General features: G+C 65.4%; 25 protein-coding genes and 1 tRNA gene. 13 read left to right on the forward strand and 13 right to left on the reverse strand.

What is annotated here, in order from left to right:
• Positions 1-202: 202 nt before the first annotated feature.
• Positions 203-1,201, reverse strand: a complete 999-nt coding sequence (locus AC3XQU_RS01800; protein ID WP_489872414.1) for a TRAP transporter substrate-binding protein — start codon at positions 1,199-1,201, stop codon at positions 203-205.
• A gap of 212 nt (positions 1,202-1,413) precedes the next feature.
• On the opposite strand from AC3XQU_RS01800, the gene AC3XQU_RS01805 reads away from it, so the two are divergent.
• The 3 genes from AC3XQU_RS01805 to AC3XQU_RS01815 all read left to right on the forward strand — a co-directional run bounded on the left by AC3XQU_RS01805 (position 1,414) and on the right by AC3XQU_RS01815 (position 4,501).
• A complete protein-coding gene (locus tag AC3XQU_RS01805) occupies positions 1,414-3,348 on the forward strand; it encodes a two-component system sensor histidine kinase NtrB (protein ID WP_489872728.1) in 1,935 nt (644 codons plus the stop codon).
• Positions 3,349-3,414: 66 nt separating this feature from the next.
• Positions 3,415-3,996, forward strand: coding sequence for a response regulator transcription factor (locus tag AC3XQU_RS01810; RefSeq protein ID WP_489872415.1), 582 nt, complete (start codon positions 3,415-3,417; stop codon positions 3,994-3,996).
• A gap of 124 nt (positions 3,997-4,120) precedes the next feature.
• Complete coding sequence (locus tag AC3XQU_RS01815; RefSeq protein ID WP_489872416.1) at positions 4,121-4,501, forward strand: DUF3052 family protein; 381 nt, start codon at positions 4,121-4,123, stop codon at positions 4,499-4,501.
• Here AC3XQU_RS01815 and queG read toward each other — a convergent pair.
• Positions 4,496-5,593 carry a tRNA epoxyqueuosine(34) reductase QueG gene (gene queG / locus AC3XQU_RS01820; protein ID WP_489872417.1) on the reverse strand — a complete coding sequence of 366 codons (1,098 nt, stop codon included), beginning with the start codon at positions 5,591-5,593 and terminating at the stop codon, positions 4,496-4,498. The genes AC3XQU_RS01815 and queG overlap by 6 nt on opposite strands.
• A gap of 63 nt (positions 5,594-5,656) precedes the next feature.
• On the opposite strand from queG, the gene tsaE reads away from it, so the two are divergent.
• From tsaE to AC3XQU_RS01835, 3 genes are read left to right on the forward strand one after another with little or no spacing between them, the layout of a single operon-like run.
• A complete protein-coding gene (tsaE, locus tag AC3XQU_RS01825) occupies positions 5,657-6,139 on the forward strand; it encodes a tRNA (adenosine(37)-N6)-threonylcarbamoyltransferase complex ATPase subunit type 1 TsaE (protein WP_489872418.1) in 483 nt (160 codons plus the stop codon).
• On the forward strand, positions 6,106-7,554 hold the full coding sequence (locus AC3XQU_RS01830) for an N-acetylmuramoyl-L-alanine amidase (RefSeq protein ID WP_489872419.1): 1,449 nt from the start codon (positions 6,106-6,108) through the stop codon (positions 7,552-7,554). Before tsaE ends, AC3XQU_RS01830 begins: the two co-directional genes overlap by 34 nt.
• Positions 7,555-7,567: 13 nt before the next feature.
• A complete protein-coding gene (locus AC3XQU_RS01835; RefSeq protein ID WP_489872420.1) occupies positions 7,568-8,362 on the forward strand; it encodes an aldose epimerase family protein in 795 nt (264 codons plus the stop codon).
• A 57-nt stretch (positions 8,363-8,419) separates the two neighbouring features.
• On the opposite strand, the gene AC3XQU_RS01840 is transcribed toward AC3XQU_RS01835, so the two are convergent.
• Entirely contained in the window at positions 8,420-9,523 is a 1,104-nt protein-coding gene (locus tag AC3XQU_RS01840) for a carbonic anhydrase (RefSeq protein WP_489872421.1), read from the reverse strand.
• A 126-nt stretch (positions 9,524-9,649) separates the two neighbouring features.
• A complete protein-coding gene (locus AC3XQU_RS01845; RefSeq protein WP_489872422.1) occupies positions 9,650-10,297 on the reverse strand; it encodes a VTT domain-containing protein in 648 nt (215 codons plus the stop codon).
• A gap of 164 nt (positions 10,298-10,461) precedes the next feature.
• On the opposite strand from AC3XQU_RS01845, the gene AC3XQU_RS01850 reads away from it, so the two are divergent.
• The 4 genes from AC3XQU_RS01850 (at position 10,462) to AC3XQU_RS01865 (ending at position 14,451) form a co-directional block, all read left to right on the forward strand.
• Entirely contained in the window at positions 10,462-11,376 is a 915-nt protein-coding gene (locus AC3XQU_RS01850) for a peptidylprolyl isomerase (protein WP_489872423.1), read from the forward strand.
• Positions 11,377-11,426: 50 nt separating this feature from the next.
• Positions 11,427-13,340: a DNA mismatch repair endonuclease MutL gene (gene mutL, locus AC3XQU_RS01855; protein WP_489872424.1), complete on the forward strand. Its 1,914-nt coding sequence runs from the start codon at positions 11,427-11,429 to the stop codon at positions 13,338-13,340.
• Positions 13,337-14,293, forward strand: a complete 957-nt coding sequence (gene miaA / locus AC3XQU_RS01860) for a tRNA (adenosine(37)-N6)-dimethylallyltransferase MiaA (RefSeq protein ID WP_489872425.1) — start codon at positions 13,337-13,339, stop codon at positions 14,291-14,293. Before mutL ends, miaA begins: the two co-directional genes overlap by 4 nt.
• Positions 14,294-14,374: 81 nt before the next feature.
• Positions 14,375-14,451: transfer RNA gene (locus AC3XQU_RS01865), tRNA-Met, on the forward strand.
• A 54-nt stretch (positions 14,452-14,505) separates the two neighbouring features.
• Here AC3XQU_RS01865 and AC3XQU_RS01870 read toward each other — a convergent pair.
• The 6 genes from AC3XQU_RS01870 to AC3XQU_RS01895 all read right to left on the reverse strand — a co-directional run bounded on the left by AC3XQU_RS01870 (position 14,506) and on the right by AC3XQU_RS01895 (position 19,965).
• The gene (locus tag AC3XQU_RS01870; RefSeq protein ID WP_171083073.1) at positions 14,506-14,664 is read right to left on the reverse strand and encodes a hypothetical protein; all 159 of its coding nucleotides are present in this window, start codon (positions 14,662-14,664) and stop codon (positions 14,506-14,508) included.
• Between the two features lie 118 nt (positions 14,665-14,782).
• Positions 14,783-15,097, reverse strand: coding sequence for a putative signal transducing protein (locus tag AC3XQU_RS01875; RefSeq protein WP_489872426.1), 315 nt, complete (start codon positions 15,095-15,097; stop codon positions 14,783-14,785).
• A gap of 34 nt (positions 15,098-15,131) precedes the next feature.
• Complete coding sequence (locus AC3XQU_RS01880) at positions 15,132-16,400, reverse strand: DUF445 domain-containing protein (RefSeq protein ID WP_489872427.1); 1,269 nt, start codon at positions 16,398-16,400, stop codon at positions 15,132-15,134.
• 60 nt (positions 16,401-16,460) lie between these two features.
• Positions 16,461-17,612 carry a CaiB/BaiF CoA transferase family protein gene (locus AC3XQU_RS01885; protein WP_489872428.1) on the reverse strand — a complete coding sequence of 384 codons (1,152 nt, stop codon included), beginning with the start codon at positions 17,610-17,612 and terminating at the stop codon, positions 16,461-16,463.
• A 17-nt stretch (positions 17,613-17,629) separates the two neighbouring features.
• A complete protein-coding gene (locus tag AC3XQU_RS01890; RefSeq protein WP_489872429.1) occupies positions 17,630-18,772 on the reverse strand; it encodes an acyl-CoA dehydrogenase family protein in 1,143 nt (380 codons plus the stop codon).
• An 11-nt stretch (positions 18,773-18,783) separates the two neighbouring features.
• A complete protein-coding gene (locus AC3XQU_RS01895) occupies positions 18,784-19,965 on the reverse strand; it encodes a lipid-transfer protein (RefSeq protein ID WP_489872430.1) in 1,182 nt (393 codons plus the stop codon).
• A 120-nt stretch (positions 19,966-20,085) separates the two neighbouring features.
• Between AC3XQU_RS01895 and AC3XQU_RS01900 the strand changes: the two genes are divergently transcribed.
• Together AC3XQU_RS01900 and AC3XQU_RS01905 are read left to right on the forward strand one after the other, a co-directional pair.
• Positions 20,086-20,721, forward strand: a complete 636-nt coding sequence (locus AC3XQU_RS01900) for a TetR/AcrR family transcriptional regulator (RefSeq protein ID WP_489872431.1) — start codon at positions 20,086-20,088, stop codon at positions 20,719-20,721.
• Positions 20,722-20,820: 99 nt separating this feature from the next.
• On the forward strand, positions 20,821-22,518 hold the full coding sequence (locus AC3XQU_RS01905) for a cation:proton antiporter domain-containing protein (protein ID WP_489872432.1): 1,698 nt from the start codon (positions 20,821-20,823) through the stop codon (positions 22,516-22,518).
• Between the two features lie 78 nt (positions 22,519-22,596).
• On the opposite strand, the gene AC3XQU_RS01910 is transcribed toward AC3XQU_RS01905, so the two are convergent.
• Positions 22,597-24,552, reverse strand: a complete 1,956-nt coding sequence (locus tag AC3XQU_RS01910; protein WP_489872433.1) for an AAA family ATPase — start codon at positions 24,550-24,552, stop codon at positions 22,597-22,599.
• Positions 24,553-25,122: 570 nt separating this feature from the next.
• Here AC3XQU_RS01910 and AC3XQU_RS01915 point away from each other — a divergent pair.
• Positions 25,123-25,392 (forward strand): hypothetical protein, encoded by a 270-nt coding sequence (locus AC3XQU_RS01915; protein ID WP_489872434.1) that lies wholly within the window; start codon positions 25,123-25,125, stop codon positions 25,390-25,392.
• A gap of 74 nt (positions 25,393-25,466) precedes the next feature.
• Here AC3XQU_RS01915 and AC3XQU_RS01920 read toward each other — a convergent pair whose 3' ends face one another.
• Positions 25,467-26,012 carry a DUF1697 domain-containing protein gene (locus AC3XQU_RS01920; protein ID WP_489872435.1) on the reverse strand — a complete coding sequence of 182 codons (546 nt, stop codon included), beginning with the start codon at positions 26,010-26,012 and terminating at the stop codon, positions 25,467-25,469.
• Positions 26,013-26,067: 55 nt separating this feature from the next.
• Positions 26,068-26,673 carry a glutathione transferase GstA gene (gstA, locus tag AC3XQU_RS01925; protein WP_489872436.1) on the reverse strand — a complete coding sequence of 202 codons (606 nt, stop codon included), beginning with the start codon at positions 26,671-26,673 and terminating at the stop codon, positions 26,068-26,070.
• Positions 26,674-26,698 lie beyond the last annotated feature (25 nt).

The following is a 26,698-nucleotide window of genomic DNA, read 5'->3' on the forward strand; positions in this document are numbered from 1 at the left end:
CCGTGATGTTATGTTTTGCTCCCCAAAACCTGTCGTGTTCTGTACGCTTACGCACCATGGCAGTGCGAGCAGGCCCCATCATAACGCAAGCTTTCTACCCGAGCGTATCTTTTTGGCCACATTACTTTAATTATTTTACTTATGAAGAATCTGCATGCGCATTCGCTCCGGGCGTGTCATGCAGCTGTCATGCTGGCGTGTCCTAGCGTGCGACCTCGCCCTGGATCGCCTCGACGATATCCTCCCCGATCCGCCCTTTCATCTGCGTGTACACCGGCGCCAGCGCGCGGCGCCACGCGGCCTGCTGGGCCGGGGTAAGCGTGTGGATCGTGGTCTTGCCCGAGCGCCGGATGGATTCCAGGGCCTCGTCGTTGGTGCGCTGGGCGATGGTTTTCTCGTAGGCGGTGGCGTCGACCATGGCCTGCTCCAGGGTGGAGCGGATTTCGCGCGGCAAGCCGTCCCAGAACTTCTTGTTGACGATGACCGCGTAGCCCAGGTAGCCGTGGTTCGACACCGTCAGGTGGGCCTGCGACTCGTGCATGCGCTGGGTGTACATGTTCGAGGGCGTGTTCTCGGTGCCGTCCACCACGCCGTCGCGCAGCGCCGGGGTGGTTTCCGAAAAGGCCAGCGCCAGCGGCTGGGCGCCGAGGGCGCGCATCTGGGCGTCCAGCACTTTCGAGGCCTGGATGCGCATGCGCAGGCCGTGGAAGTCCCGGGGTTCCAGCAACGGCTTGTCGGCCGACATGACCTTGAAGCCATTGTCCCAATAGCCCAGGCCGGTGATGCCTTTCGGTTCGAGCTTGCGCAGCAGGTTGCGGCCGATGCGCCCTTCCAGCACCGCGTACAGCGCCTTCTTGGAGGGGAAGATATACGGCAGGTCGAAGGCTTCGAATTCCTTCACGCCCAGCGGCGAGAACTTGGCCAGCGAGGGCGCCAGCATCTGCACCGCGCCCAGCTGCAGGGCTTCGAGCTCCTCGCGGTCCCTGTACAGCTGGCTGTTCGGGTAGACTTGGACTTTCACCCGCCCCTTGGTGCGCTGCTCGGCCAGCGCCTTGAAGCGCTCGGCGGCCCGCCCCTTCGGGGTATCGGGCGCGACCACGTGGCTGAACTTGATGACGATCGGCGCCTGGGCCCGGGCGCCCGGGCTGACGCAGGCAAGCAGGGCGGCAAGCAGCACGGCAGCCAAGTGAATAATCTGCATGGCGGTTTCGGTTCTTCCTGGTGACGATATGAGCATGGATGCAGTCTGCGCGGCTGCGGCCCGGGCCGCATCGTGGACTTCCACAACCGCCGACAGTGTAACGGAGTACGACGCCCTTGAAGACATTCCCGCAGGCTAAAGCGCCGGCACAAGCCCCGTTCCCGCCGCCGCCCCCCGCGCCCGCCACCGAGCGCGTGCGTTCCTGGCGCTGGCTGGTGCCGGTGCTGCTGGTGCTGCTGTTCCTGGCCGTGCTGATCTGGCTGCCCTGGCAGGCGCGCGAGATGGAAGCCACCGAGCGCCAGGAGCAACTGATCGCGGACACGCTGTGGGTCGAGCAGACCCTGCGCTTCGAACTGGCGCGCAGCGAAGAGGCGATGACCGGGCTCGGCGCCGACCTCGTCAGCCGCCCGCCCGCCCCGGCTGACTTGCAGGCGCGCTTCAAGCAGATGTTCGACAACGGTCACGAGCTGGTGCGCATCGTCTGGTACGGCCCGGACGGCATGGTAGTAGCCAGCCATGGCCTCGAGCCGCCCGCGGCCTTGCCCGCCCCCACCCGCCTGGCCGCCGAGGTGGCCGGCGCCACCGGCCGCCCCCGCTACAGCGAACCGTATGGCGCGACTGCCGCCTCGTCCGGCGTGCTCGACTTCTACCTGCCCTTGTATGCGGGCGGCCAGCCGGCCGGCAGCCTGGTCGCCACCTACAGCCTGCAGGTGCTGCTCGACGAAACCGTGCCCTGGTGGTTCGCCCAGGACAATGCCTTGAGCCTGCTCGACCGCGAAGACCGCAGCGTGGCGCGGCGCGTGGCCGGCGGCCCGGGACGCGGCATCTATACGCACCGGCGCGAGCTCGACCTGCCGGGCGCGCTGGTGGTGCTCTACACCAATAGCGTGAAAGGCGCGCCCAAGCTGCTGCCGAACCTGCTGGTCGGCTCGGTGATCGTGCTGGCGCTGGGCCTGGTACTGAGCCTGGGCGCGCTGTGGCGCCACATCTCGCGCACACTGGCGGCCGAAGCCGCGCTGCGCCAGCAGATGGCCTTCCGCACCGCGATGGAAAACTCCCTGATCACCGGCCTGCGCGCACGCGACCTGGAGGGGCGCGTCACCTATGTCAACCGGGCCTTCTGCGAGATCGTCGGCCTGCCGCAGGAAGAACTGGTCGGCAAGAAGCCGCCCATGGCCTACTGGGCGCCGGAAGTCATGGCCGACTACGAAGAGCGTTTCCGCGGGGTGCTGGCGGGGAACATCACGCCCCAGTTCGAGACCGTGTTCCAGCGTCCCGACGGCGTGCGGGTACCGGTGCTGGTGTTCGAGGCGCCGCTGGTGGATGCCGACGGCCGCCAATCCGGATGGATGAGCTCGGTGCTCGACATCACCGACCGCAAGCGCGCCGAAGAACTCAACCGCCAGCAGCAGGAAAAGCTCGAGGCCAGCGCGCGCCTGGCCACCATGGGCGAGATCTCGTCGATGCTGGCGCACGAGCTGAACCAGCCGCTGGCGGCCATTTCCAGCTATACGGCCGGCGCGATCAACGTTCTCGAGCGTAGTACGGGTTCGGGCGAGCCGGTCAATCCCGGCATGCTCCGGCATGCGCTGGACCAGGCCCGCCAGCAGGCCCAGCGCGCCGGCCAGATCATCCGCAGCGTGCACGAATTCGTCAAGAAGCGCGAACCGCGGCGCGAGCTGGTGACGATCCGCAGCGTGATCGAGGGCGTGCATGCGCTGGTCGAACTCCAGGCGCGCCAGGCCGATGTCGTGCTGAGAATCGAACAAGCGCCGGCGCTGCCGCCGGTGCTGGCCGACCGCGTGCTGCTGGAACAGGTGCTGCTGAACCTGACCCGCAATGCGATCGAGGCGATGCAGGACACGCGCGCGGACCAGCGCGTGCTGCGCATCGCCGCCAGCCAGCATGAGGGCCGGGTATCGGTGTCGGTGATCGACCGCGGCCACGGCATCGCGCCGGAAGTGGCGGCCGGCCTGTTCTCGCCCTTCTATTCGACCAAGGCCGAAGGCATGGGCATGGGCCTGTCGATCTGCCGCACCGCAATCGAGTTCCACGGCGGGACGCTCACCCATGCGCCGAACCCGGGCGGCGGCACCATCTTCAGCTTTGCATTGCCGGCGCAAGCGGCGGGCGGGGCGGTGGGCTAAAATCGGCCTGCGGCGTTCTTGCCGCCATCACAAAAGAACGGGCCCAGCCCGACCTGGAGACACCACATGCTGCACATCGTCGACGACGAAGACGTCATTCGCGACGCCCTGGCCTGGCTGGCGCAATCGCGCGGCCTGCCGTCGCGCGGCTATGCCAGCGGCGAGGAATTCCTCGAGGCCGCCAAGGCGTCCAGCGTGGAGGGCGACTGCGTGCTGCTCGACGTGCGCATGCCGGGCATGAACGGCATCGCGGTATTCGACCAGTTGGCAAAAGATGGCCTGGTCGCGCGCCTGCCGGTGATCTTCCTGACCGGCCACGGCGACGTGCCGATGGCGGTCGATTCGCTCAAGCGCGGCGCCTTCGATTTCTTCGAAAAACCCTTCAACGACAACGTGCTGATGGACCGGGTCGAAGAAGCCATGGCGTCCTCGCGCAAGGCGGCCGCCGCCGCCCTGGTGCAGGCGCGGCTGGCCACGCTGTCGGCGCGCGAGCGCGAAGTGCTCGACCTGATCCTGGCCGGCATGATGAACAAGGTCGTGGCCGACAAGCTCGGCATCAGCATGCGCACGGTCGAAGTGCACCGGGCGCATATCTTCGACAAGATGCAGGTCAAGACGGCGGTGGAGCTGGCAGGCCTGCTGAAATAAGGCGGCTTATTTCCCTCCTGCAAACGCCTCCCAAGCGTCCCGGCTAGTTGAACGAAGCCTTGTAAAATGCAGCGGAACGCGTTGCAGCCTCACCTGCAGCAGCGCACTTGCACGAGGGATATTCATGAGCGAAAAGACAGTTGCAGACAAGATGTTTTTGAAGACGGTGAAGTCGATCCAGGTCATCAACGGCCAGGTCCACCCCACCGTGGTGGCCCAGCTGCCCGCCGAACTCATCAAGGAAGGCGACGGCCCTTTCGACGTGATCCTGCTGTTCGCGCTGAACCGCAAGGAACTCGAACAGCACCTGCCCGCCGCCAAGGAACGCCTCGGCGAAAAAGGCTCGCTGTGGATTGCCTATCTCAAGCAGACCGCCTCCAAGGCTACCGACATCAACCGCGATTCGATCAATGCCTATGCCAAGGAAAACGGCATCACCGGCGTGGCGATGATTTCCATCGACCTCGACTGGTCGGCCCTGCGCCTGAAGCGCATCGAGTTATAGGGCGTGGCGGGCCAGCGCCCAGCCGACGTGCTCGCGCACCAGTTCGGATGGATGATCGGCCCGTGACTGCAGCGCGGTCACGATGCTTGCGTCGCCCTTGCCGGCGGGATGTGCCGCTGCATTGCCCAGTCCCACCGCCAGGTTGCGCAGCCAGCGCTCGTGGCCGATGCGGCGGATCGGGCTGCCTTCCATGCGGCGGTTGAATTCTCCTTCTTCCCAGGCGAACAGGGCGACCAGGCTGGATGCGCCCAGGCCGTGGCGCTCGTCGAAATCCGGGAGCGACGCGCGCTGCGCAAACTTGTTCCACGGACAAACCAGCTGGCAATCGTCGCAGCCATAGATGCGGTTGCCGATCAGCGGGCGGAATTCTTCCGGGATGCTGCCCTTGAGTTCGATCGTGAGATAGGAAATGCAGCGCCGCGCATCGAGCCGGCCGGGGCCGAGGATGGCCTGGGTCGGGCAGACCTCGATGCAGGCCTGGCAGCCGCCGCAGTGCGCGCCCGTGGGCGGGTCGACCGGCAGGGGAATGTCCACCAGAATCTCGCCGATAAAAAAGGTCGAACCGGCCGCGCGCGACAGCAGCAGGGTGTGCTTGCCGCGCCAGCCGAGGCCGGATTTTTCCGCCAGCGGCAATTCCATCACCGGCGCCGAGTCGGTGAAGACCCGGTAGCCCAGCTCGCCCACGGCGGCTTTCACGCGTTCGGCCAGGGCCTGCAGGCGGTTGCGCAGCACCTTGTGGTAGTCGCGGCCCCGGGCGTAGACCGAGACCACGGCGGCGCCCGGTTCGCGCTGGCGCGCGCCTTCCTCGGCGCGCCAGTCGCCCCCACGGCTCATCGGCAAATAATCCATGCGCGCCACGATGGCGCGCACCGTGCCCGGCACCAATTCGCCGGGACGCGCACGCTTCATGCCGTGGCTTGCCATATAATCCATCTCGCCATGGCAGCCCGCGTCCAGCCAGGCCTGCAGCCCGGCTTCGGCATGCGCCAGGTCGACGTCGGCGATGCGCACGTCGGCAAAGCCGAGCTCACGCCCCCACCCCTTGATGGCGCGGGCGAGTTCGGGCAGGTCGGTGGGCTGTGGGGAAGTCATCGGCATGGAACAACAACACTTAACTGTGCGCCCGGCGCGCAACTGAACCCGCTATTTTATTCGATGCAGTCCTTCAAAGCTTACCTGGAAGACGAAAGCGCCACCGCGGCCCTCGGCGCGGCGCTGGCGCGCGCGCTCGTGCCCGGGCTGGTGATCTACCTGCACGGCGACCTCGGCGCCGGCAAGACGGCGCTCACCCGCGCCCTGATCCAGGCCGCAGGCCATGCCGGCACGGTCAAGAGCCCCACCTATACCTTGTCGGAACCCTATCGCGTGACGGTCGACGGTGAAGCCATCAACGTGATCCACTACGACCTGTACCGCATGTCGAGCCCGGAAGAATTCCTGGACGCCGGTTTTCGCGAGGATTTCGACGGCAAGAACGTCTGCATCGTGGAATGGCCCGAAAAAGGCGAACCCGTGTTGCCGCCACCCGACGTCCGTGTATTGCTTGACGTCAGCGGCCATGGCCGTGAGGTAGAATTGCAGCCGTTGTCCCAACTAGGCCTGCTATGCCTCGATCGCCTCGCCTACTCCCCGTCCTGACCCCTGCGCATCGTCCACGGTCACCGCGCCGCCGCACCCTGCTCAAGCTGGGGGGCACGCTGCTGCTGTCCGTCACGACGCCGCTGCCGGCCGCCGCCGCCCAGATCCTGGCCGTGCGCGTCTGGCCCGCGCCCGACTACACCCGCGTGACGCTGGAAAACGACAGCAACCTCAAGACCGAGCACTTCCTGGTGCCCGACCCGCCGCGGCTGGTCGTGGACATCGAAGGCCTGGGCTTGAGCAGCACCCTGAAAAGCCTGGTCGCCAAGGTCGAGGCGAACGACCCCTATATCAAGCAGGTGCGCGTCGGCCAGAACCGCCCGAACGTGGTGCGCCTGGTGTTCGACCTGAAGGAAGAAGTCAAGCCGCAGGTGTTCACGCTCGAGCCGGTCGCCGGCTACCAGCACCGCCTGATCTTCGACCTGTATCCGACCAAGCCGGTCGACCCGATCGCGGCCATGATCGAAAAAGGCGAGTGGACCGTCGACGGCCTGCCTGCCGCGCCGACCGCCAGCGCGGCGGTGAGCGCCAACCCGGCCTCGCCCCTGCCGGCCACGCCGCCGGCCCAGACCGAGGCCGGCCCGGACGCCATCGCCAAGCTCGAGGCCGAGATGTCGGCCCTGAACGGCACCCCGCCGCCGCAGGCGGTGCAGCCACCGCCCGCGCGCAGCCACCCGAAGGCGGCAACGCTGCCGCAGAAGGTGGTGCGCATGGTGACGATCGCGCTCGACCCCGGCCATGGCGGCGAAGACCCGGGCGCCATCGGCGCCACCGGCGCCTATGAAAAAGACATCGTGCTGTCCGTGGCCAAGCGCCTGAAGGCCAAGCTGGAACTGCTGCCGAACACCCGCGTCATGCTCACCCGCGACGGCGATTATTTCGTGCCGCTGGGCCAGCGCGTGCAAAAGGCGCGCAAGGTGCAGGCCGACCTGTTCGTCTCGATCCATGCGGATGCCTTCGTCTCCCCTACCGCGCGCGGCTCCTCGGTGTTCGTGCTGTCGGAAAAAGGCGCCAGCTCGAGCGCGGCGCGCTGGCTGGCGAACGACCAGAACAAGGCCGACCTGATCGGCGGCACCAATCTCGCGGTCCAGGACAAGCAGCTGGCCAGCGTACTGTTCGACCTGTCCACCACGGCCCAGATCACCGACAGCCTGAAACTGGGCAAGGCCGTGCTGCGCGAGATCGGGGGCATCAACCGCCTGCACAAGAACGCGGTCGAGCAGGCCGGGTTCGCGGTATTGAAAGCCCCGGACATCCCGTCGATCCTGGTGGAGACCGCTTTCATCTCGAACCGCGAAGAAGAAGCCAAGCTGCGCGACGAGGGCTACCAGAACCAGCTGGCCGAGGCTATCACGAACGGCATCAAGCGCTATTTCGCCGATAATCCGCCCATGGCCAAGAGCCGCCTGACCTGATCCGGAGCCCTTCATGACCCTCGCCACCCACACCACCTTCGGGCAGCTGCCTGCGATCCGCCTGAGCGCCCCGGACGGCGCCGAAGCCACGGTGACGCTGTACGGCGCCCACCTGGTGTCGTGGAAAGGCATGGACGGCAAGGAGCGCCTGTTCTGCAGCGCGAAATCGGCGCTGGACGGCAGTAAAGCGATCCGCGGCGGCGTGCCGGTGATCTTCCCGCAGTTCGCCGAGCAGGGTAGCGGCATGCGCCACGGCTTTGCGCGCGTGTCCACCTGGCGGCTGGAGGACAGCGGCCTGGAAGACGGCGCGGCCTGGGCCAGCTTCGGCCTGGCGCTGGGCGACCTGCCGAGCACGCTTGCCGACGCCTGGCCGCACCAGTTCATGCTCTGCCTGCGCGTGGCGGTGCGCGAGAACACGCTCGCCATCGAGCTCACGGTGCGCAACCTGGGCGCCGCGCCCTTCCCCTTCGCCGCGGCCCTGCACACCTACTACCTGGTGCCGGACGTGTGCGCGGTGCGCATCGAGGGCGTTTCCTCGGACGAGATCTCGATGTATGAAAAGCTCGACAAGATCTATCCGGGCGTGCCGGGACGCGCGACCATGGCGACGGGAGACGGCAGCTTGACCATCGAGCAGACCGGCTTTCTTGATGCCGTCGTGTGGAACCCAGGGCCGGTGGATGCGGCGGCGCTGGCGGACATGGACAAGGACGAGTACAAGCGTTTCGTGTGCATCGAACCGGCGCTGCTCGATCCCTTCATGCTGGAGCCGGGGGAAACCTGGACGGGAACGTATCGCGTCAGCTGACGTCTGCATAAGGAAAAAGCCCGGCGATGCCGGGCGATGCCGGGCTTTTTCTTTGCCTTAGTTCGATTCCTTGATCATCCGCCCGTTACTCTGCTGCACCGGTCGGGCATTGAGCGGATACAGCCGCGAGAACAGCGCCATCTGCGCGGGCGAGGCCTGCATCGGCTGCTTCATGACGATCCACAGCACGTCTTCGGTGCAGGGCGGCTCGGTCAGCGACCCCATGTAGGTAAAGTATTCGCGCTTTTCCGGCAGCGCCTCGTTCACGTCCAGCACGATCGAGGGCGACACCGACTGCTTCTTCTCCAGCGGCAGGTTGTTCCACACGGTCTGGATCAGCGAGTTGGCCTTGCCGCGCTCGAGCAGCACGGCCAGCACCAGGAGTTTACCCTCGACGCTGCGGTGCACGAAGTGGATCACCATCTCGGTGCCCTTGCCGTTGATGCGCTCTTCCGACGGGCGGTGGAAGTGGAACTGCTGCAGTTCGTAGGCCTGGTTGCCAACGGTGAGGAAGTTGCCGCCGCCGACCGTCACCTGGATGGTGTGGCCGTTGTCGACTTCGGAAAACGAGCTTGGATGGTAGTCGAAGGCGATCTGCTCCAGGTCGACCTTCATGCCGTCGCGCAGGTCGATCGGCGACTGGCGGTTGCCGGTGCCGCACTTGGCCCAGGCAGTATTGATGTTCGACCAGTTGGCCGGGCCGTATTCGCCTTCATAGCTCCAGTGGGTGCCGTTCTTCGGCTTGGCCGCCACCGCGATCGCGGCTTCGGCTTCCTTGCGGCGGCGGGCGTCGGCGGCGCGCTTGGCGGCGGCGGCCTTGACCGCGCGCGCCTGCTGCTGCGCACGCAGCTCGGCCAGGCGCTCGGCGATGCGCACCGACAGGTCGACTTCGTCCTGGTCTTCGCTGGCAGCGGCAGGCGCCGGGGCCGGCGCGGCCGCCGGCTTGGCGGCGGCGAGCGTGGCGGCATCGGCGGCGGCAGCCAGGGCCTTGATGTCGGACTTGATCACGGGCTTGCCGACGGCCGGCTTGCCTTCGAGGATGGCCTTGACGGTGGCCGAGCGGGCATCGGCCGCCGGCTTCGGCGGTGTGGGAGCGGGGTCGCTCGCGCTTGCCGTGGCCATGACAAGGCTGCAAGCGAACAGGGCGATAAGGTGGCGCATGGGATTCCAGGAGTCTGCTGTCTTAATGCTTATCGGCAATTGGACTCTGAAACTTGAGTGCGTAGAAGCAACAACGCCCCGAAATATCGGGGCGCTGGCAGGATGACAACGGGGCTTGCTAATCGATCATTGGCGGCTCATCACGCGCCGGCCGAATTTGTACAGGCCGCCGATCGCCAGCGGCACGATGGCTGCCGACACGCCGACCAGCACGATTTCGGTCAAGTGGTCGCGCACGATCGGGATGTTGCCGAAGAAGAAACCGGCCGTCACCAGGCTCGCCACCCACAGCACCGCGCCGCTGACGTTGTACATCTGGAAGCGCGCATGGGTCATGTCCGACACGCCGGCCACGAAAGGCGCAAAGGTACGCACCACCGGCACGAAGCGCGCCAGGATGATGGTCTTGCCGCCATGCTTCTCGAAGAAGTCGTGGGTGCGCTGCAGCGCATCCTTGTTGATCCACCGGTAATTATGGGTAAATACCCGGTGGCCGACGGCCTGCCCGATGTAATAGTTCAGGGTATTGCCGGTGACTGCCGCAATGATGAGCAGCGCCATCAGGAGCGGATAGCTCATCTGGCCAGTCGCGCAGAAGGCGCCGGCAATGAACAGCAGGGTGTCGCCGGGGAAGAAAAACAGGAGCACCAGACCGGTTTCGCAAAACACGATCAAGAACAGCACGATGTACACGTAGGTTCCGTACTGGGCCAGCAGCGTGCCCAGGGTCTTATCGACATGGAGAATCATGTCGAAAAATTGCATCAGATCCATAATTTTCCTAAAAGGTAGCGGCGAATCATACCATCACTCCGCCCCCCGGCAGACCGGCCTGCGCAGTCCTTGCGCAGGATATTTTCGCGGTCCATGGCTTTACGTTCTGGCTACATTCCCGATTACAATCGTCGCACCGAAAATAACAATGCAATGGAGACCGGATGCGCCCTTCCCATACTGTCCTGAGCCTGGCCACGCTGGCGCTGCTGGCATCAAACGCTGCCCACGCGGCGCCCGCCAGGGAGCTGCCGCCCAAGCCCTCGCTGGCCGATGTCGTCAAGGCCTCCCAGCCGGCCGACTGGCGGCCCCTCGACCCGGAGAACACGCTCTACATGGAGCTGCCGACCGGCCGCGTGATCCTCGAGCTGGCCCCTGCTTTTGCGCCGAAGACCGCCGCCAACATCCGCGACCTGGTGCGTGAAAAATACTTCGACGGCCTGTTCATCATCCGCTCGCAGGATGGCTTCGTCGTGCAGTGGGGCGACCCGGACGAAGAGAACCCGAAGCCCTTCAAGGCCGCCAAGACGGTCAAGGCCGAATTCACCGTGCCCATCAAGGGCACCGGCAGCTTTACCCGCCTGAAGGACGGCGACGTCTATGCCCCGCAGGTCGGCCACGTGAACGGCTTCCCGGCCGCGCGCGACCCGGCCAAGGGCGAGACCTGGCTGGTCCATTGCCCGGCCATGGTCGGCGTGGCGCGCGACGCCGAAGCCGATACCGGCAACGGCTCGCAGCTGTACGTCGTCACCGGCCACGCGCCGCGCCAGCTCGACCGCAACATCACCGTGGTCGGACGCATCGTCTCGGGCATGCCCTTGCTGTCGGTGCAGCCGCGCGGCACCGCCGCCCTGGGCTTCTACGAGAAGCCGGAGCAGCGCATGCCGATCAAGTCGGTGCGCATCGCGGCCGATGTGCCGGAAGCCGAGCGCAGCAAGTTTGAAGTGATGCGCACCGACAGCGCCACTTACCAGAAGGCGGTCGACGCCCAGCGCAACCGCGGCGGCCCGTGGACCAAGGTCGCGGCCGGCAAGATCGACCTGTGCAGTGCGCCGATTCCGGTGCGCGAGCAGAAGTAAGCAGCAGGAAAGGGGCGGATAAGCGCGGGTGGGCGGGATATAATCCGGGCATGAACGCGCCCGTCCCCACCACCCGCCCGATCCAGCAGCTGCCCGACCAGCTCATCTCCCAGATTGCCGCCGGCGAGGTCGTCGAGCGGCCCTCGGCGGTGGTCAAGGAACTGCTCGAGAACGCGCTCGACGCCGGCTCCACGCAGATTACCGTGCGCCTCGAAGAAGGCGGCGTCAAGCGCATCGCCATCACCGACAACGGCCGCGGCATCCCCCCGGAAGAACTGCCGCTGGCGCTGGCCCGCCACGCGACCTCGAAAATCGCTTCCTTGAGCGACCTGGAAAACGTCGGCACCCTGGGTTTCCGCGGCGAGGCGCTGGCCTCGATCGCCTCGGTCGCAGCGGTGCGCATCACCTCGCGCACGCCGGACGCGGCCCACGCGTATGAGATCGTCGGCTCGCACGAGGGCACGGTCGCGCCATCGTCGGGCGCCTTCGGCACCACCATCGACGTACAGGACCTGTATTTCAATACCCCGGCGCGCCGCAAGTTCCTGAAGTCCGAACAAACCGAATACGGCCACTGCGCCGAAATCGTCCGCCGCATTGCGCTGTCGCGCCCGGACGTCTCGTTCAGCCTGACCCACAACGGCCGCACCATCGACCATTGGAACGTGAGCGAAGCGGCCAAGCGCAGCGCCCAGATCCTCGGCAACGACTTTGCCGAAGCGCGGCTCGAACTGAGCGAAGGCGCGGGTCCCCTGCGCTTGTATGGCTACGTCGGCCTGCCGACTGCCTCGAAAGCGCGTGCCGACGGCCAGTTCTTCTACGTGAACGGGCGTTTCGTCCGCGACAAGCTCCTGGTGCACGCGGTGCGCGCCGCTTACCAGGACGTGCTGCACGGCGACCGTTTTCCATCCTACGTGCTGTCGCTCGACCTCGACCCTGCGCTGGTCGACGTGAACGTGCACCCGTCCAAGATCGAAGTGCGCTTCCGCGACAGCCGCGCGGTGCACCAGTTCGTGTTCCATGCAGTGCAGCGCACCCTGGCGCAGACTTCCGCCACGGCGCACGGCAGCGCGCCGGCGCCGGTGTCGGCGGCAGAATTCGGATCGATGCGGCCTTCCGGCACGCCGGCCTGGGCGCCGCGCCCGCACGAGCAGACCTCCTTCGGCTCGCAGCTCACGTCCACCTTCTCGCCCTCGCCTTTTGCGCCTGGCAGCCGCTGGGACGAAGCGCGTCCGCAAGCCCCGAACGGCGGCGTGGCGCAAAGCACCGCGGCGTATGGCGCGCTGTTCGCAGGCGAGTCGACCCGTGCCGCTGCCGCGCCGATGAGCGTGCCCCTCGCAAGTTCCGAGCGCCCCTTGAGCAACGAAGACTTCCCGCTCGGCTTCGCACTGGCCCAGCTGCACGGCATCTACATCCTGGCCCAGAACACCAAGGGCCTGGTGCTGGTGGACATGCACGCGGCGCACGAGCGCATCCTCTACGAGCAGATCAAGAATGCGCTGGACGCGCGCGCCGAAGGCGAAGAGCTGCAGGTGCAGCAGATGCTGATCCCGGTGACCTTCTATGCCGACGCCGTCGAAGTCGCGACCGCGCAGGACCATGCGGACACCCTGAAGACCCTCGGCTTCGACATCGCCGCGCTCTCGCCGACCACGCTGGCGGTGCGCACCGTGCCGACCATCCTGCGCAATGCCGACGCCCAGACCCTGGCGCGCGACGTGCTGCGCGACGTGCGCGAATACGGCGGCTCGCGCGTGCTGATCGAGCGCCGCAACGAGCTGCTCGGCACCCTTGCCTGCCACACGGCCGTGCGCGCCAACCGCGTGCTGTCGATCCAGGAGATGAACGCCCTGCTGCGCCAGATGGAAATCACCGAACGCTCCGACCAGTGCAACCACGGCCGCCCGACCTGGGTCCAGCTCGAGATCAACGCGCTCAACAAGCTGTTCCTGCGCGGTCAATGATGAATTCCCGTACCAAGCCGATGGCGGTGGCCATCATGGGCCCGACCGCGTCCGGCAAGACCGCCGCCGCGCTGGCGATCGCCAAGACGCGCCCCGTGGAAATCATCTCGGTGGATTCGGCCCTGGTCTACCGCGAGATGGATATCGGCACCGCCAAGCCGTCGCCGGAGGAACTGGCCAGCGTGCCGCACCACCTGATCGACATCATCGACCCGTTGGAAAGCTATTCGGTCATGCAGTTCAGGACCGACACGCTGCGCCTGGTCGACGAGATCAGTGCGCGCGGCGCCCTGCCCCTGCTGGTGGGCGGCACGATGATGTATTTCAAGGGCCTCACCGACAGCCTGGACGACCTGCCGACCGCCGACGCGGCCGTGCGCGCCGCCATCGAGCGCGACGCCGCTGCGATCGGCTGGCCCGGCATGCACGCCAGGCTGCGCACGCTCGATCCGGTCACGGCCGACCGGCTGGCGCCGAACGACGCCCAGCGCATCAACCGCGCGCTGGAGATCATCGAACTGACCGGCCAGCCCATGTCCGAACTGCTGGGCAAGCGCGAGAAGCCCGAGCTGCCTTTCGAGCTGGTGTCGTTCGCACTGGAGCCATCGGATCGCGCCGTGCTGCACCAGCGCATCGCGCTGCGCTTCGACCAGATGCTGGGCAAGCGCGACGACGAAGGGCTGGTGGCGGAAGTGGCGCGCCTGCGCGCGCGGGGTGACTTGAACCCGAACCTGCCGTCGATGCGCTGCGTCGGCTACCGCCAAGCCTGGGACTATCTCGATGGCACCATCGACCGCGCCGAATTGCGCGAGCTGGGCATCATCGCCACCCGCCAGCTGGCCAAGCGCCAGCTCACCTGGCTGCGCGCGATGCCGGATCGGATCGTGTTAGACTGCCTAGGCAGTGATCCAACGCAGGCCATGCTGGCGCAGGTGGACAGCTTGGAAAAATGACATTGCTTCCAAGATTTTTGTTGCGATGCGGCGTCCAGCCTTGACAGGCCGCGCCCCAGCTTGGATAATGCCTGCCGTTGCGGTGATATAGCTCAGTTGGTTAGAGCACAGCACTCATAATGCTGGGGTCGGTGGTTCAAGTCCACCTATCACCACCAGACAAGAAAACGGCCCGGTTCTCGCGAACCGGGCCGTTTTCTTTGCATCTCGATTTAATGCTTCTTGCCGCCACCCGAGATCTTGTTCTCGGTCGCCCAGGCGCGCCGCTTGGCTTCTTCCTTCGACACACCCTTCTTCTCGTAGCCCTGCTCGATATGCTTGGCCTGGCGTTTCTGCTTGTCCGTATAGGACGACTTGTCACCCTGAGGCATGATCGTTCTCCTTCCGACGGTTGAATATTGCCGACCATTGCCGGCCCATGATCAAAAGACTACGCCTTCACTTCCTATTCATACGTTAGGCACTTCACGCAAGGGCGCGATCTACTCATCAGTCAACAGGCGAGTTCTCGTCCAGCGCATAGTCGCCGCGTGCCAGGCCTTCGAGCACCTCCCCGGCCTGCTGCAGGTATTCAAACGGCACCAGGATGCGCACGCCGCCCAGCGCCGGGGCCAGCAGCAGGTCGGTCTGCATCAGGTGGGCGTCGGCCAGCACGGCGGGAATGCCCGACGCCACCAGGCAGCCCTGGGCCAGCGTGGCTTCCATCGGAATCATGTATTTGGCGACGACGAACAGGTCGCGGCCCGGGATTTGCTCGGCCTCCGGGTTGGCGGCGAGCCAGGCGTTCAGTGCGAGTTGATCCATGCTGCTTCTCCTGTGGGGTGCGTCTGTCCTGGATTCATTGCATCAATACCGGCACCTGCGACAACAGGTAGAGCGTGACGCCAATCAGGCCGCCGACGATGGTGCCGTTGATGCGGATGTACTGCAGGTCCTTGCCGATGTTCAGTTCGATCTGCTCCGACATTTCGCGGTCGTCCCACTGCTTGACGGTGTCGGCGATGTGGCGCGTCAGGTAGCCGGCCAGTTCCGGCGCCATGCCGCGCGCGGCCGCTTCCAGGCTGTCCTGCAGCGAACGGCGCAGCTGCGGGTCGTCCGCCAATACCTTGCCGACCCAGGCGCCGGTGGCGATCACGCGCTTGCGCAAGCTTGAATCCTCGCTGTGCAGGTCTTTCTTGAGCCAGCCCTTGAGCTCTTCCCACAGCGACGCGAGGTAGCCGTTGAGGGTCTCGTCGCCCAGCAAATACGCCTTGATCTCTTCGGCCCGGCCGGCAAAGGACGGGTCGAGCTTCAGGCGCTCGATGAACTCCTGGGTGAAGACGTCGAAGCGCTGGCGCAGCGGGTGATGGGGGTCGGCGGCCACCTTGTTCAGGATGCCGGCGGCGAGGCGCACCGCCAAGTCGGCGCCCTTGCGGCCGATGAGCTCCGAGGGCAGCACGCGCTCGATGAAGGCATAGTCTTCCTTGAGCCAGTCGACGATGCCCTGCGAGATCGTGGCCTGGGTGTCGGCGTTGTCGAGCAGGTGGGCAAGCTGACCGATGCCTTCGTTGAGCAGCTCCTGGTGGCGCCCGTCGCGCGTCAGGCTTTCCAGGATGGTGCCGGCGGACTTGGACAGGTCGACGCTACCCACCATCGCGTGCACGGCGCGGCGGATGAAGCCCTGCACCGCGCTGTCCTCGATGAAGTCGAGCATGAAAGACCCGACCCGCACCAGCTGCTGGCCCAGCAGCTCGGTATTGGCCGGCTTGACCAGCCACTCCGCCACCTTCTGCACCGGATCGTGGCGCCGGATCAGGGCGATGATCGATTCGGTGTCGAGGAACTTCTCGCGCACGAACAGGGCCAGGTTGTCGGCGATGCGCTCCTTGTTCTTGGGGATGATCTCGGTATGGCGCGAGACGATCGGAATCGGCACGCGCTTGAACAGCGCGACGACGGCAAACCAGTCGGCCAGGGCGCCGACCATGGCGGCTTCGGAGAAGGCGCGCAGCAGGCCGGTCCACCAGTTCGGCGGCAGGAACAGGGTTAGTACGAAGAGCAGGGCCGCCCCCGCGAAGAACGCGAGCGCGAGCCGTTTGGATTGCCGCAGTTCGGCTTCTTTGGTCATGCGTACGGGCGCCTTTTTTCGGTCCGCACCCGCGATGCGGACGGGTGGGTGGCGTCTATGCTATATGACTTCGCCGCCCTTCAGCGCTTCGATTGACTCTGCGGTAAAGCCCCAGTCGGCCAGGATGGCATCGCTGTCCTGCCCCGGGCTGGAGGGCGCCTGCGGCGTGGCCGGCGCGGTGCGGGAAAAGCGCGGCGCGGGCGCCGGCTGGCTGACGCCGTCGATATCGACGAAGGTATGGCGCGCCATATTGTGCGGGTGCTTCGGCGCTTCCGCCATGTCGAGCACCGGGGCGAAGCAGACGTCGGTGCCTTCCAGCAGCCGGCACCATTCGTCGCGTGGCCGGCTGGCGAACAGCGCGCCGAACTTCGCTTTCAAATCGGGCCAGTGGGCCTTGTTCCAGCGCTTGATGAATACCGGATCGTCCGCCCCCACCAGCGTCAGGAGCTGGGCATAGAACTGCGGCTCGATCGCGCCGATCGAGATGAACTTGCCGTCGCGGCAGGCATAGGTGTCGTAGAAGGGTGCGCCGCCGTCGAGCAGGTTGGCTTCGCGCTGGTCGCTCCAGGCGCCGAAACCGCGCAGGCCGTACATCATGGCGCCCAGCAGGGCCGAGCCGTCGGTCATGGCGGCATCGACCACCTGCCCCTTGCCCGAGCTGCGCGCTTCCAGCACCGCGCAGACGACGTCGAAGGCCAGCATCATGGCGCCGCCGCCAAAGTCGCCCACCAGGTTGAGCGGCGGTGCGGGCGGCGTGTCGGCACGGCCCATCGCGTGCAGCATGCCGGACAGCGCGACATAGTTCAGGTCATGCCCGGCGGCCTGCGCCAGCGGGCCGGTCTGGCCCCAGCCCGTCACGCGGCCGTACACCAGCTTCGGGTTGCGTTCCAGGCAGGCGTCCGGCCCGAGGCCAAGGCGCTCCATGACGCCGGGGCGGAAGCCTTCGAGCAGCACGTCGGCCTGCGACAGCAGCTGCAGCACGGTAACGCGGCCGGCCGCCTTCTTGATGTCGATCGCCAGCGAACGGCGCCCGCGCGCCATCACGTCGTAACGGGTGCCGAGCACCGGATAGGGACTCTCCTCCCCAGCCTTGCTCTTGCGGTCAATGCGGATCACTTCCGCGCCCATGTCCGCCAGCATCATCGCGGCAAACGGGCAGGGACCGATCCCCACCATCTCGACAACACGCACGCCTGCCAATGGTCCTGCCATCGCGCTCTCCTTGACCGTCACAACGAACGGGCGATGATCTCTTTCATGATTTCATTGGCGCCCCCATAGATGCGCTGCACGCGCGCGTCGACATACATCTGGGCGATCGGGTATTCCAGCATGTAGCCGTAGCCGCCGAACAGCTGCACGCACTGGTCAACGACCTTGCATTGCAGGTCCGAGATCCAGTACTTGGCCATCGAGGCGCGCACGGTGTCCATCCGGCCGGCGAGCATGTCCTCGATGCAGCGGTCGATGAAGATCCGCGCGATGGTCGCCTCGGTCTTGATCTCGGCCAGCACGAAGCGGGTGTTCTGCATCTCGATCAGGGCCTGGCCGAAGGCCTTGCGCTCGCGCGTATGCTCGATGGTCAGCTGCAGCGCGCGCTCGATGGCGGCCACGCCGCACACGCCCAGGATGGTGCGCTCGTAGGGCAGCTCGGTCATGAGCTGGACAAAACCCCTGCCCTCTTCACCGCCCAGCACGTTGTTCAAAGGGACGTGGGCGTTATCGAAGAACAGCTCGCAGGTGTCCTGCCCTTTTTGCCCGACTTTTTCCAGGATGCGGCCCACCCGGAAGCCGGGGTTGTCCTTCGTTTCCAGCAGCAGCAGCGACACGCCTTTCGAGCCTGCACTCGGGTCGGTCTTGGCCACCACCAGGATCAGGTCGGCCATGAAGCCGTTCGAGATGAAGGTCTTGGAGCCGCTGACGCGGTAGCCGTCCGGCCCGCGGACAGCCGTGGTACGGATGCCTTTCAGGTCGGAGCCGGCGCCCGGCTCGCTCATGGCGATCGCCGCGATCATTTCGCCGCTGGCCAGGCGCGGCAGGTATTTTTGTTTCTGCTCTTCGGTGCCCTGGTTCAGCAGGTAGTGGGCGACGATGGCGTGCACATGGATGCCGAAGGAGGTGTCGCCCCCGTAGGACAGCTCCTCGAACACCACCGCCATGTGGGCGAAGCTGCCGCCGGCGCCGCCGTATTGCTCGGGAATGTTGGCCAGCAGCAGGCCCATCTCGCCCGCCTTGGTCCACAGGCCGCGGTCGACGTGCTGCTGCTTGCGCCAGGCGTCCTGGTGCGGGGTGATTTCACCGGCCACGAAACGGCGCACCGCGTCGCGGAAGGCCTGCAGTTCTTCGTTCATCCAGGGGGAGGTGATATCCATTGCATGCCCCTTCAGTCGTTACGGTACATGGTGACGACGCAGGCGCCGCCCAGGCCCAGGTTGTGCTGCAGCGCCACGCGCGCTCCTTGCACCTGGCGCGCCTCGGCACTGCCGCGCAGCTGGTGGGTCAGCTCGTAGCACTGGGCCAGGCCGGTCGCGCCCAGCGGATGGCCTTTCGACAGCAGCCCGCCGGACGGGTTGGTCACGACCTTGCCGCCATAGGTGTTGTCGCCGTCCAGGATGAACTTGTCGGCGCCGCCTTCCGGGCACAGGCCAAGCGCTTCGTAGGTAATCAGTTCGTTATGGGCGAAGCAGTCGTGCAGCTCGACCACATCGAGGTCTTCCGGGCCGATGCCGGCCTGCTCGTAGACTTTCTGGGCCGCGGCGCGGCTCATGTCGTAGCCGACCAGGCGCATCATGTCGCCCGCATCGAAGGTATCGGGGCGGTCGGTGGTCATCGCCTGGGCGGCGATGTGGACGTCCGCGCGCAGGCCGTGGCGCTTGGCGAAACCTTCCGAGACCAGCAGCGCGGCGGCGGCGCCGCAGGTTGGCGGACAGGCCATGAGGCGGGTCATCACGCCCGGCCAGATTTCCGGCGCGTCCAGCACGTCCTGCATCGTGACTTCCTTGCGGAACAGCGCCAGCGGGTTGTTCACCGCGTGGCGGCTGGCCTTGGCGCGAATGCGCGCAAAGGCGGCCAGCGGCGTGCCGTACTTGTGCATGTGGGCCAGGCCCGCCCCGCCGAAGTAGCGCAGCGCCAGCGGGATCTCGGGCTTGCCGACCAGGCGGTCGGTGACGGCGTCGAAATCGTCGAAAGGAGTCGGGCGGTCGGTGAAGATGGAGCCGAGGGCGCCGGGGCTCATTTGCTCGAAGCCCAGCACCAGCACGCAGTCGGCGGCGCCGCTGGCGATCGCCTGGCGGCCCAGGAACAGCGCGGTCGAGCCGGTGGAGCAGTTGTTGTTGACGTTGACGATCGGGATGCCGGTCATACCCACTGCATACAGCGCCTTTTGCCCGCTGGTGGAGTCGCCATAGACATAGCCGGCATAGGCCTGCTCGACCAGGTTGTAGGACACGCCGGCGTCCTGCAGCGCCGCCCTGGCCGCCTGCGCGCCCATCTCGTGGTAAGGGCTGCTGGCGCCCGGCTTGGCAAACGGGATCATCCCGACGCCGCTCACATATACTTTGTTCATGCCTGTCTCCATGCCTGTCTTCTGTCTCCGGCCAGGTCGTCCGACCCGGCTCCGGATGGCTCTGCGAATGATTATAGGTCAGCCGACCTATTTTATGTATGCCTCTGCCATAATCTCGCCATGACGCTCATTTTCGACACCGCCCTGCGCAACAAATCCTCGCTCACCACCGAAAAAGGGCGCGGGCGCGCGCACGACATCCTGCTGGCCGCGCGCACCGTGCTGGCCCAGGAAGGCTACGCCGGGCTGTCGATGCGGCGTGTCGCGCTCGACGCCGGCATGAGCCTGTCGAATGTGCAGCACTACTACGGCAGCAAGGAGCAGCTGCTCGAGGCGCTCCTGCAGTACACGATGGACGACTTCCAGGCCAAGATGGACCGCATCGCGGTGGCGATGGCGGGACGGCCCCAGGTCGAGCGCTTCCTCACCACGGTCGACATGTTCCTGGACGAGATCACCGATCCGGTCACGCATGCGATCTTCTTCGAGATCTGGGCGCTGGCCTCGCGCCATCCATTTGCGTCCGACCTGATGGGCAAGATGATGGGGCGCGAGCGCAAGGCCATCTATGGCCTGATCCACGGCCTGAACCCGGCCATCGGCGACGAAGACTACATGGCGCGCGCGGTGCTGATCGTGGCCCAGGTCGAGGGCCTGATGCTGTTCCGCCTCGACCGCCATGCGCGCCCGGCCCAATTCGAGGCCGTGCGCGCATCGGTGCGCAACGTGCTTCTAACGCTCGCCACCGTGCCGTGAACTGGATGTAACCGCCACATCGGCTGCATTTAATCCGGGCCAGGCCCCGTCTGTCGCTTATACTCGTGGAGTTATCGACCTGCTACGGAGGCCGCACGGATGCACCATGAATTCACCCTGATTACCACCATCGCTGCCGCACTGGGCTTCGGCCTCCTGTTCGGCATGCTCGCCATCCGCCTGAAACTGCCGGCCCTGGTCGGCTACCTCGCCGCCGGCGTGCTGATCGGTCCGGCCACGCCGGGCTTCGTCGCCGACATGGCGCTGGCCTCGCAACTGGCCGAAATCGGGGTGATGCTGCTGATGTTCGGCGTCGGCCTGCACTTCTCGATGCGCGACCTGCTCGAGGTGAAGGGCATCGCCCTGCCCGGCGCGCTGCTGCAGATCGGGGTGGCGACCGCGATGGGCATGGGCATGGCGCAGGTCATGGGATGGAGCCTGGGTGCGGGCCTGGTGTTCGGGCTGGCGCTGTCGGTGGCTAGTACCGTGGTGCTGCTGCGCGCCCTCGAGGCGCGCGGCGTGCTCGATTCCATGAACGGGCGCATCGCGGTGGGCTGGCTGGTGGTGGAAGACCTGGTGACGGTCCTGGTGCTGGTGATGCTGCCGGCATTGAGCGGACCGCTCGGCGGCAAGGGCGATGCCGGCGCCGAGCTGTGGCCGGCGCTGGGCAAGACCCTGCTGCAGGTCGGCGCCTTCGTGGCCTTCATGCTCATCATCGGCCGCAAGATCTTCCCGTGGTTCCTGTGGAAGGTCGCCAAGACCGGCTCGCGCGAGCTGTTCACCCTGGCCGTCATCGCGGCGGCGGTGGGCATCGCCTACGGCTCCTCGGCGCTGTTCGGCGTGTCGTTCGCGCTGGGCGCCTTCTTCGCCGGCATGGTGCTGCGCGAGTCGGAACTGAGCCACCGCGCCGCCGAAGAGTCGCTCCCGCTGCGCGACGCGTTCTCGGTGCTGTTCTTTGTCTCGGTGGGCATGCTGTTCGACCCGATGGTGCTGGTGGAGTATCCGCTGGAAGTGCTGGCGACGGTCGCCATTATCCTGGTCGGCAAGTCGCTGGCGGCTTTTGTCCTGGTGCTGGTGCTGCGCTACCCGCTCAATACGGCGCTGACCGTCTCGGCCAGCCTGGCGCAGATCGGCGAGTTTTCCTTCATCCTGGCCGCGCTGGGCATGTCGCTCGGCCTGCTGCCGGAACTGGGCCAGAACCTGATCCTGGCCGGCGCCATCCTCTCGATCGCAGTCAATCCGCTCCTGTTCACGGCCATCGAGCCGCTGCAGCGCTGGATGCGCGAGCGCTCGGAACTGGCGCGCAAGCTGGAGAGCCGCGACGACCCGCTGGCCACGCTGCCGACGGAAACGGCGCACGAAAAGCTCAGCGGACAGGTGGTGCTGGTCGGCTACGGCCGCGTGGGCCGCCGCATCGCCGGCGAACTGACAGCGCGCGGCGTGCACTTCGTGGTGGCGGAACAGAACCGCGAACTGGTCGAGCGCCTGCGCTTTGAGGGCATTCCGGCGGTGGCCGGCAATGCGGCCGAACCGGCGGTGCTGATCCAGGCCCACATCACCCACGCGGCGCTCTTGGTGATCGCCACGCCCGACACCTTCCACGTGCGGCGCATGGTGGAGATCGCGCGCATGCTCAACCCGTCGATCGGGGCGGTGGTGCGCACGCATAACGAGAGCGAAGCGGTGCTGCTGCGCGAGGATACCGGCGGCAAGGTGTTCGTGGGCGAGGATGAGCTGGCGTCGAGCATGACGCGGCACGTGGTGGAGACCTTGCGCGAGAAGGCCGCAGCGCATTGAAGGGACAAGGCGCCCGCATGAAAAAACCCGCAGGCTCGCGCCATGCGGGTTTTTTTTACAACCGGTAAAACTTCAGGCTTACGCGGCGACTTCCTCGACACACAGCTTCAGGTTCGCATGGCGCCCGTGCAGCTGCGAGGCGATCATCTCGCTGCGCTCTTCCAGCAGCGCGAACACCGCGTCCTTCGACAGCACATACTCTTCCATCAAGGTGTCCTTGAGCGACTCGATCACCAGCTTGTAATCGCGGATCGCGTTCAGGGTATAGCTGTAGAGCTCATCGGCCTTTTCTTCCACCAGGCGGATGGTGTGCTCGCCGCTCGCATCCTGGTTCAGCTGCGAATAATCGAGCTTGGAGCGCGAATACATCGACAGGCGGCTGACCATCAGGTTGAGCATCTTGGTGATCTTCTCGATGTCGTTCTGGCTGCCCACCGAGATGCCGCGGGCGCCGTAGAACAGTTCTTCGGCCGCGACCCCGCCGTACAGGCCGATCACGTCGCGCTCGAGCTCTTCCAGGGTGCGCAGCGACATGTCCTCGCCCGATTGCAGCACATAGCCCAGCGCGCCGATCTTCGAGACCGCTTCGGTGCTGATCTTGAGCAGGTGCGACTTTTCCTTCACTTCGGCCAAGCTCAGGCCCTGGCGCAGGTAGGGGTCGATCTGCATGAAGAAGTGACCCAGCTCGTGCAGGGCGATGCGCTCGCGCTGCTTGGTCTTGTCCAGTGTCGTGGCGCGGTCGGTCAGGCCGATGGTGGCGCGCTCGTAGGCACGGAACAGCAGGTTGGTATTGATGATCGTTTTTTCCTGGATCGACAGCATGCTGGCGCGTTCCACGACGGTCTCCAGCAGCGCCGGGCTCAGGTTCTGGGTGATTTCCGCCACCTGCTCCAGGTTGGTGTCGGTCCAGTCGACCAGGCCATCCTTCTTGCGCGACAGGAAGCTGCGCAGCAATTCCTTGCGCTCGCCCTTGTTCGGCAGGCGGAAATTGATCTTCACCGAGAAACGGCGCAGCATCGCTTCGTCCATGTCGGTCGAGGAATCGTCGAAGTTCGAGGCGACGATCCAGATCACGCCCTGGCCCTTGTCGCTCTTCACGCCGTCCAGCAGGCCCAGCAGGGTGTTGGCGGTATCGTCTTCCCATTTCTTTTCGCTGCGGCCACGCGGCATGAACAGCGATTGCGCTTCGTCCAGGAAGATGATGCACTTGCCCTTTGCGCAAGCCTTGCGGTACAGGGCGTTGAGCGCCTTCGAGCCGCCGCCGACATAGCCCGACTCCAGGGCCGAACCCGAGGCCGAGATCAGCGGCAGGTTCAGGCGCTTGGCCAGGTAGCCGACCAGCTTGGTCTTGCCGGTGCCGGCAGGGCCGGTGAGCATCACGTTGAACGGCTTGTCGATGTTGTGCGACTGGTATTCGTCGCGGTTGCGGATCATGTCTTCCAGGTGCAGCACTTCCTGCTTGATGTCTTCCATACCGATCAGGTCGTCCATGCTGCCCTTGAGCTTGTCAGGGGTGATGACCGAGGCGCTCATGCCCATGCCCGGCACGCCGAATTTCAGCAGGTACAGCACCAGGAGCAGCACGCCGATGGTCAGTCCGTAGTTCTTCAGGAAAGTGCCGGTCTTGTCCAGCGCGGTCTCGCCCTCGTCCATCACGGCCTCGTGGCTGGCCAGGTAGTCGTCCTTGGCGATCGAGTACGGAATCGCATTCTTGAGCAGCACTTCGCGCTCGAGCGACAGGTGCGAGGTGCTCGGCACCTTCACCACGTGCAGCGCGCTCTCGTCCTTGAACTTGTAGACATAGCGCGGCGACTCCGACAGCGGCTTGGCGATCAACAGGTATTCCAGGCGGCCCTTCTTGGCAGCCAGCTCGGTGATCTCGGCAATATTCTGCGAATGCACCACCGGAGTTGGATCCTGGGGCACGTTCGATTTCCAGATTGCCACTGCAGCGATCACGCCCAGCAGCGCCGCGATGGCGATGCGCACGTAAACGTTCTTGAAGGCAATTTGGAGTCGGGCGAAATTGGGCATCGTGTGATCTCTTGCAAAGTTGGGTCAGACAGCGACGGTACTTCAAGGGTGCCGTGCCGGCGTGGTCTCGCGGGATCGGCGGCGGCGCATGGGGCCGCTCAAGGTCCAAACGTGTACGTTTGGTATTGTTTTGATGCCCGAAGGCAATAGGATATGAAGACTATACCTGTAAAAAAAACCGAGGTGTATACCGTGCGTCGAAAAAAGTCATGAATTCGACGATTATGAAAAAGGAGATAAGAGAATATATTGCTAGGCCGACAGCAAAACTTATCGAATATCCAAAATTACCCTATAACTTTGCGAAAAAGTCATTACTGATAAGCATAAGAATTGCAATAATGACAGTCATTACACGAGGCAAATTTGCGACAGCCCCTTCGCGCTTGATTGAGCTCAACAGTATCTAACTGCCAGCATCCTGATGACTTCTTTCTGCAACTTATCACCCCAATTGAACGCAAGAGTTTATGCGTTTTTGGTATGCTAATTATGTAATACGAGGATTGTGCTGCCTCACCTATATGAGGCTGTACAGGCCGCATGCAAGTAACAGCAAGAGGAACGGCTATGAAAAGATATGCATTGGCAGCAGCGCTGGCATTCTGCCTCGGCAGTGGCGCGCAAGCTGCCGTTATCGATCTCGCTGTAGAGAATGCCGGGGCCGCAAGCGCCCAGCAGCCGGTACGGAATTTGTCCGTGACCCAGCGCCAGGACATCGTCACGCCCCCCACCCACATGTCGGAACTACCCGAGCCGGAGGTCTTCGCCATGATGCTGGTCGGCCTGATCCTCATCGGCGTCAAGGCGGGCCGCGGCAGCAGCGAGAAGTTCAAGTAGCCGTGAACGAAGGCCAGGCCGGGCGCCCTGCCCGGCTCGCCTGAAGATGCCTGACGCGGCCGCGACGCGGCGCGTCAGACGGCGCTGCACAAAGCGTGCAGCTTGATCAAGGTATTCCAGTTGCGCGAAGTGGTGGCGTCGCCCAGGTGCTTGCCCAGGGCGGTGGCTGCAGCGCTATCGAGCATCCCGTCCGGACACCAGACATAGGCCGCACGCTCGCCCAGCGCCAGGCGGTCGCAGCCCCAGTCCTTGCCGTCGAGCGCTGCCAGCTTGTCGCGTTGGGCGGGGTCGCCCAGCAGGAAGACGATCAGGCGGGCGTGGTCGTCCGCCACCTCGAGCAAGGGGTTGTCGTCGATGACGGCGGACAGCTCGCTGCGCTCCAGCACGAATACGCGCGCCGCCACGCCCAGCTTGAGCACCAAGGCTTCTTCGATAGCCTCGGCGGCCTCGCTGGCCGTGGCGTTGGGCGCCTGGAAGACCACGTTGCCACTGTTCAAAACGCTGCGCACGCCGGAGTAACCCAGCCCTTCGACCAGCGCGCACAGGTCGGCCATGGCGATGCGCTTGGCGCGCCCAACATTGATTCCCCGCAAAAATGCGACGTAGCAGTGACTGGTCATGGGCGCGATGTTACCCCAGGCGATATGGGCATGGCGCTTCGTTTCCCGTCCTTCGTCAGGCCAGCCCTTCTGCACGCAGGGCTTGCTGGACGGCCGGAAGCGCGGCAATGCGCGCCTGGTAGGCCTGCAACACCGGCCAGTCGTCCAGGCTGAACTTGGCAAAGCCGGCCCAGTTCAGCACCGTGAACAGGTAGGCGTCGGCAATCGTAAACTGGCTACCCGACAGGAACTGTCCGCCTTCGAGCTTGCCCGCCAGGTAGTTCAAGGGACGCGCCAGGCCGGTCCAGGCCGCGGCGCGGCCTTCCTCGGTGCAGCCAGGGGTGAAGATCGGCGTAAAACGCTTGTGCAATTCGGTGGCGACATAGTTCAGGCTTTCCATCAGCTGGTAGCGCTCGAAGCTGCCCAGGGCCGGCGCCAGCCGGGCCGCCGGCGCCTGGTCCGCAATGTATTGCAGCAGCACGGCCGCTTCGGTCAGTACCTTGCCATCGTCCAGCTGCAAGGCCGGGACCGAGCCTTTGTCGTTGATGTCGCGGAAGTCACCGCCGCTGGCGATGGCCTTGGTCTTGAGGCTGACGCGTTCGACCGAGAATGGCAGGCCGGCGGCGATGAGCGCGATATGCGGGGCGAGCGAGCAGGCGCCCGGGCTGACGTAGAGTTTCATGGAAGTCCTTTGGCAATGGACGGCC

The organism is Telluria sp. AZSoR62, from assembly GCF_058111565.1.

Excerpts from the sequence above, each read along its gene's own strand:
- queG (WP_489872417.1), bottom strand. The coding sequence starts at position 5,593 with ATGACTTCCCCACAGCCCACCGACCTGCCCGAACTCGCCCGCGCCATC.
- gstA (WP_489872436.1), bottom strand. The coding sequence starts at position 26,673 with ATGAAACTCTACGTCAGCCCGGGCGCCTGCTCGCTCGCCCCGCATATC.
- AC3XQU_RS01800 (WP_489872414.1), bottom strand. The coding sequence starts at position 1,201 with ATGCAGATTATTCACTTGGCTGCCGTGCTGCTTGCCGCCCTGCTTGCC.
- miaA (WP_489872425.1), top strand. The coding sequence starts at position 13,337 with ATGATGAATTCCCGTACCAAGCCGATGGCGGTGGCCATCATGGGCCCG.
- AC3XQU_RS01835 (WP_489872420.1), top strand. The coding sequence starts at position 7,568 with ATGACCCTCGCCACCCACACCACCTTCGGGCAGCTGCCTGCGATCCGC.
- AC3XQU_RS01890 (WP_489872429.1), bottom strand. The coding sequence starts at position 18,772 with ATGGATATCACCTCCCCCTGGATGAACGAAGAACTGCAGGCCTTCCGC.
- AC3XQU_RS01875 (WP_489872426.1), bottom strand. The coding sequence starts at position 15,097 with ATGGATCAACTCGCACTGAACGCCTGGCTCGCCGCCAACCCGGAGGCC.
- AC3XQU_RS01815 (WP_489872416.1), top strand. The coding sequence starts at position 4,121 with ATGAGCGAAAAGACAGTTGCAGACAAGATGTTTTTGAAGACGGTGAAG.
- AC3XQU_RS01915 (WP_489872434.1), top strand. The coding sequence starts at position 25,123 with ATGAAAAGATATGCATTGGCAGCAGCGCTGGCATTCTGCCTCGGCAGT.
- AC3XQU_RS01900 (WP_489872431.1), top strand. The coding sequence starts at position 20,086 with ATGACGCTCATTTTCGACACCGCCCTGCGCAACAAATCCTCGCTCACC.
- AC3XQU_RS01885 (WP_489872428.1), bottom strand. The coding sequence starts at position 17,612 with ATGGCAGGACCATTGGCAGGCGTGCGTGTTGTCGAGATGGTGGGGATC.
- tsaE (WP_489872418.1), top strand. The coding sequence starts at position 5,657 with ATGCAGTCCTTCAAAGCTTACCTGGAAGACGAAAGCGCCACCGCGGCC.
- AC3XQU_RS01840 (WP_489872421.1), bottom strand. The coding sequence starts at position 9,523 with ATGCGCCACCTTATCGCCCTGTTCGCTTGCAGCCTTGTCATGGCCACG.
- AC3XQU_RS01920 (WP_489872435.1), bottom strand. The coding sequence starts at position 26,012 with ATGACCAGTCACTGCTACGTCGCATTTTTGCGGGGAATCAATGTTGGG.
- AC3XQU_RS01910 (WP_489872433.1), bottom strand. The coding sequence starts at position 24,552 with ATGCCCAATTTCGCCCGACTCCAAATTGCCTTCAAGAACGTTTACGTG.
- AC3XQU_RS01810 (WP_489872415.1), top strand. The coding sequence starts at position 3,415 with ATGCTGCACATCGTCGACGACGAAGACGTCATTCGCGACGCCCTGGCC.
- AC3XQU_RS01850 (WP_489872423.1), top strand. The coding sequence starts at position 10,462 with ATGCGCCCTTCCCATACTGTCCTGAGCCTGGCCACGCTGGCGCTGCTG.
- mutL (WP_489872424.1), top strand. The coding sequence starts at position 11,427 with ATGAACGCGCCCGTCCCCACCACCCGCCCGATCCAGCAGCTGCCCGAC.
- AC3XQU_RS01845 (WP_489872422.1), bottom strand. The coding sequence starts at position 10,297 with ATGGATCTGATGCAATTTTTCGACATGATTCTCCATGTCGATAAGACC.
- AC3XQU_RS01905 (WP_489872432.1), top strand. The coding sequence starts at position 20,821 with ATGCACCATGAATTCACCCTGATTACCACCATCGCTGCCGCACTGGGC.
- AC3XQU_RS01830 (WP_489872419.1), top strand. The coding sequence starts at position 6,106 with ATGCCTCGATCGCCTCGCCTACTCCCCGTCCTGACCCCTGCGCATCGT.
- AC3XQU_RS01870 (WP_171083073.1), bottom strand. The coding sequence starts at position 14,664 with ATGCCTCAGGGTGACAAGTCGTCCTATACGGACAAGCAGAAACGCCAG.
- AC3XQU_RS01895 (WP_489872430.1), bottom strand. The coding sequence starts at position 19,965 with ATGAACAAAGTATATGTGAGCGGCGTCGGGATGATCCCGTTTGCCAAG.
- AC3XQU_RS01880 (WP_489872427.1), bottom strand. The coding sequence starts at position 16,400 with ATGACCAAAGAAGCCGAACTGCGGCAATCCAAACGGCTCGCGCTCGCG.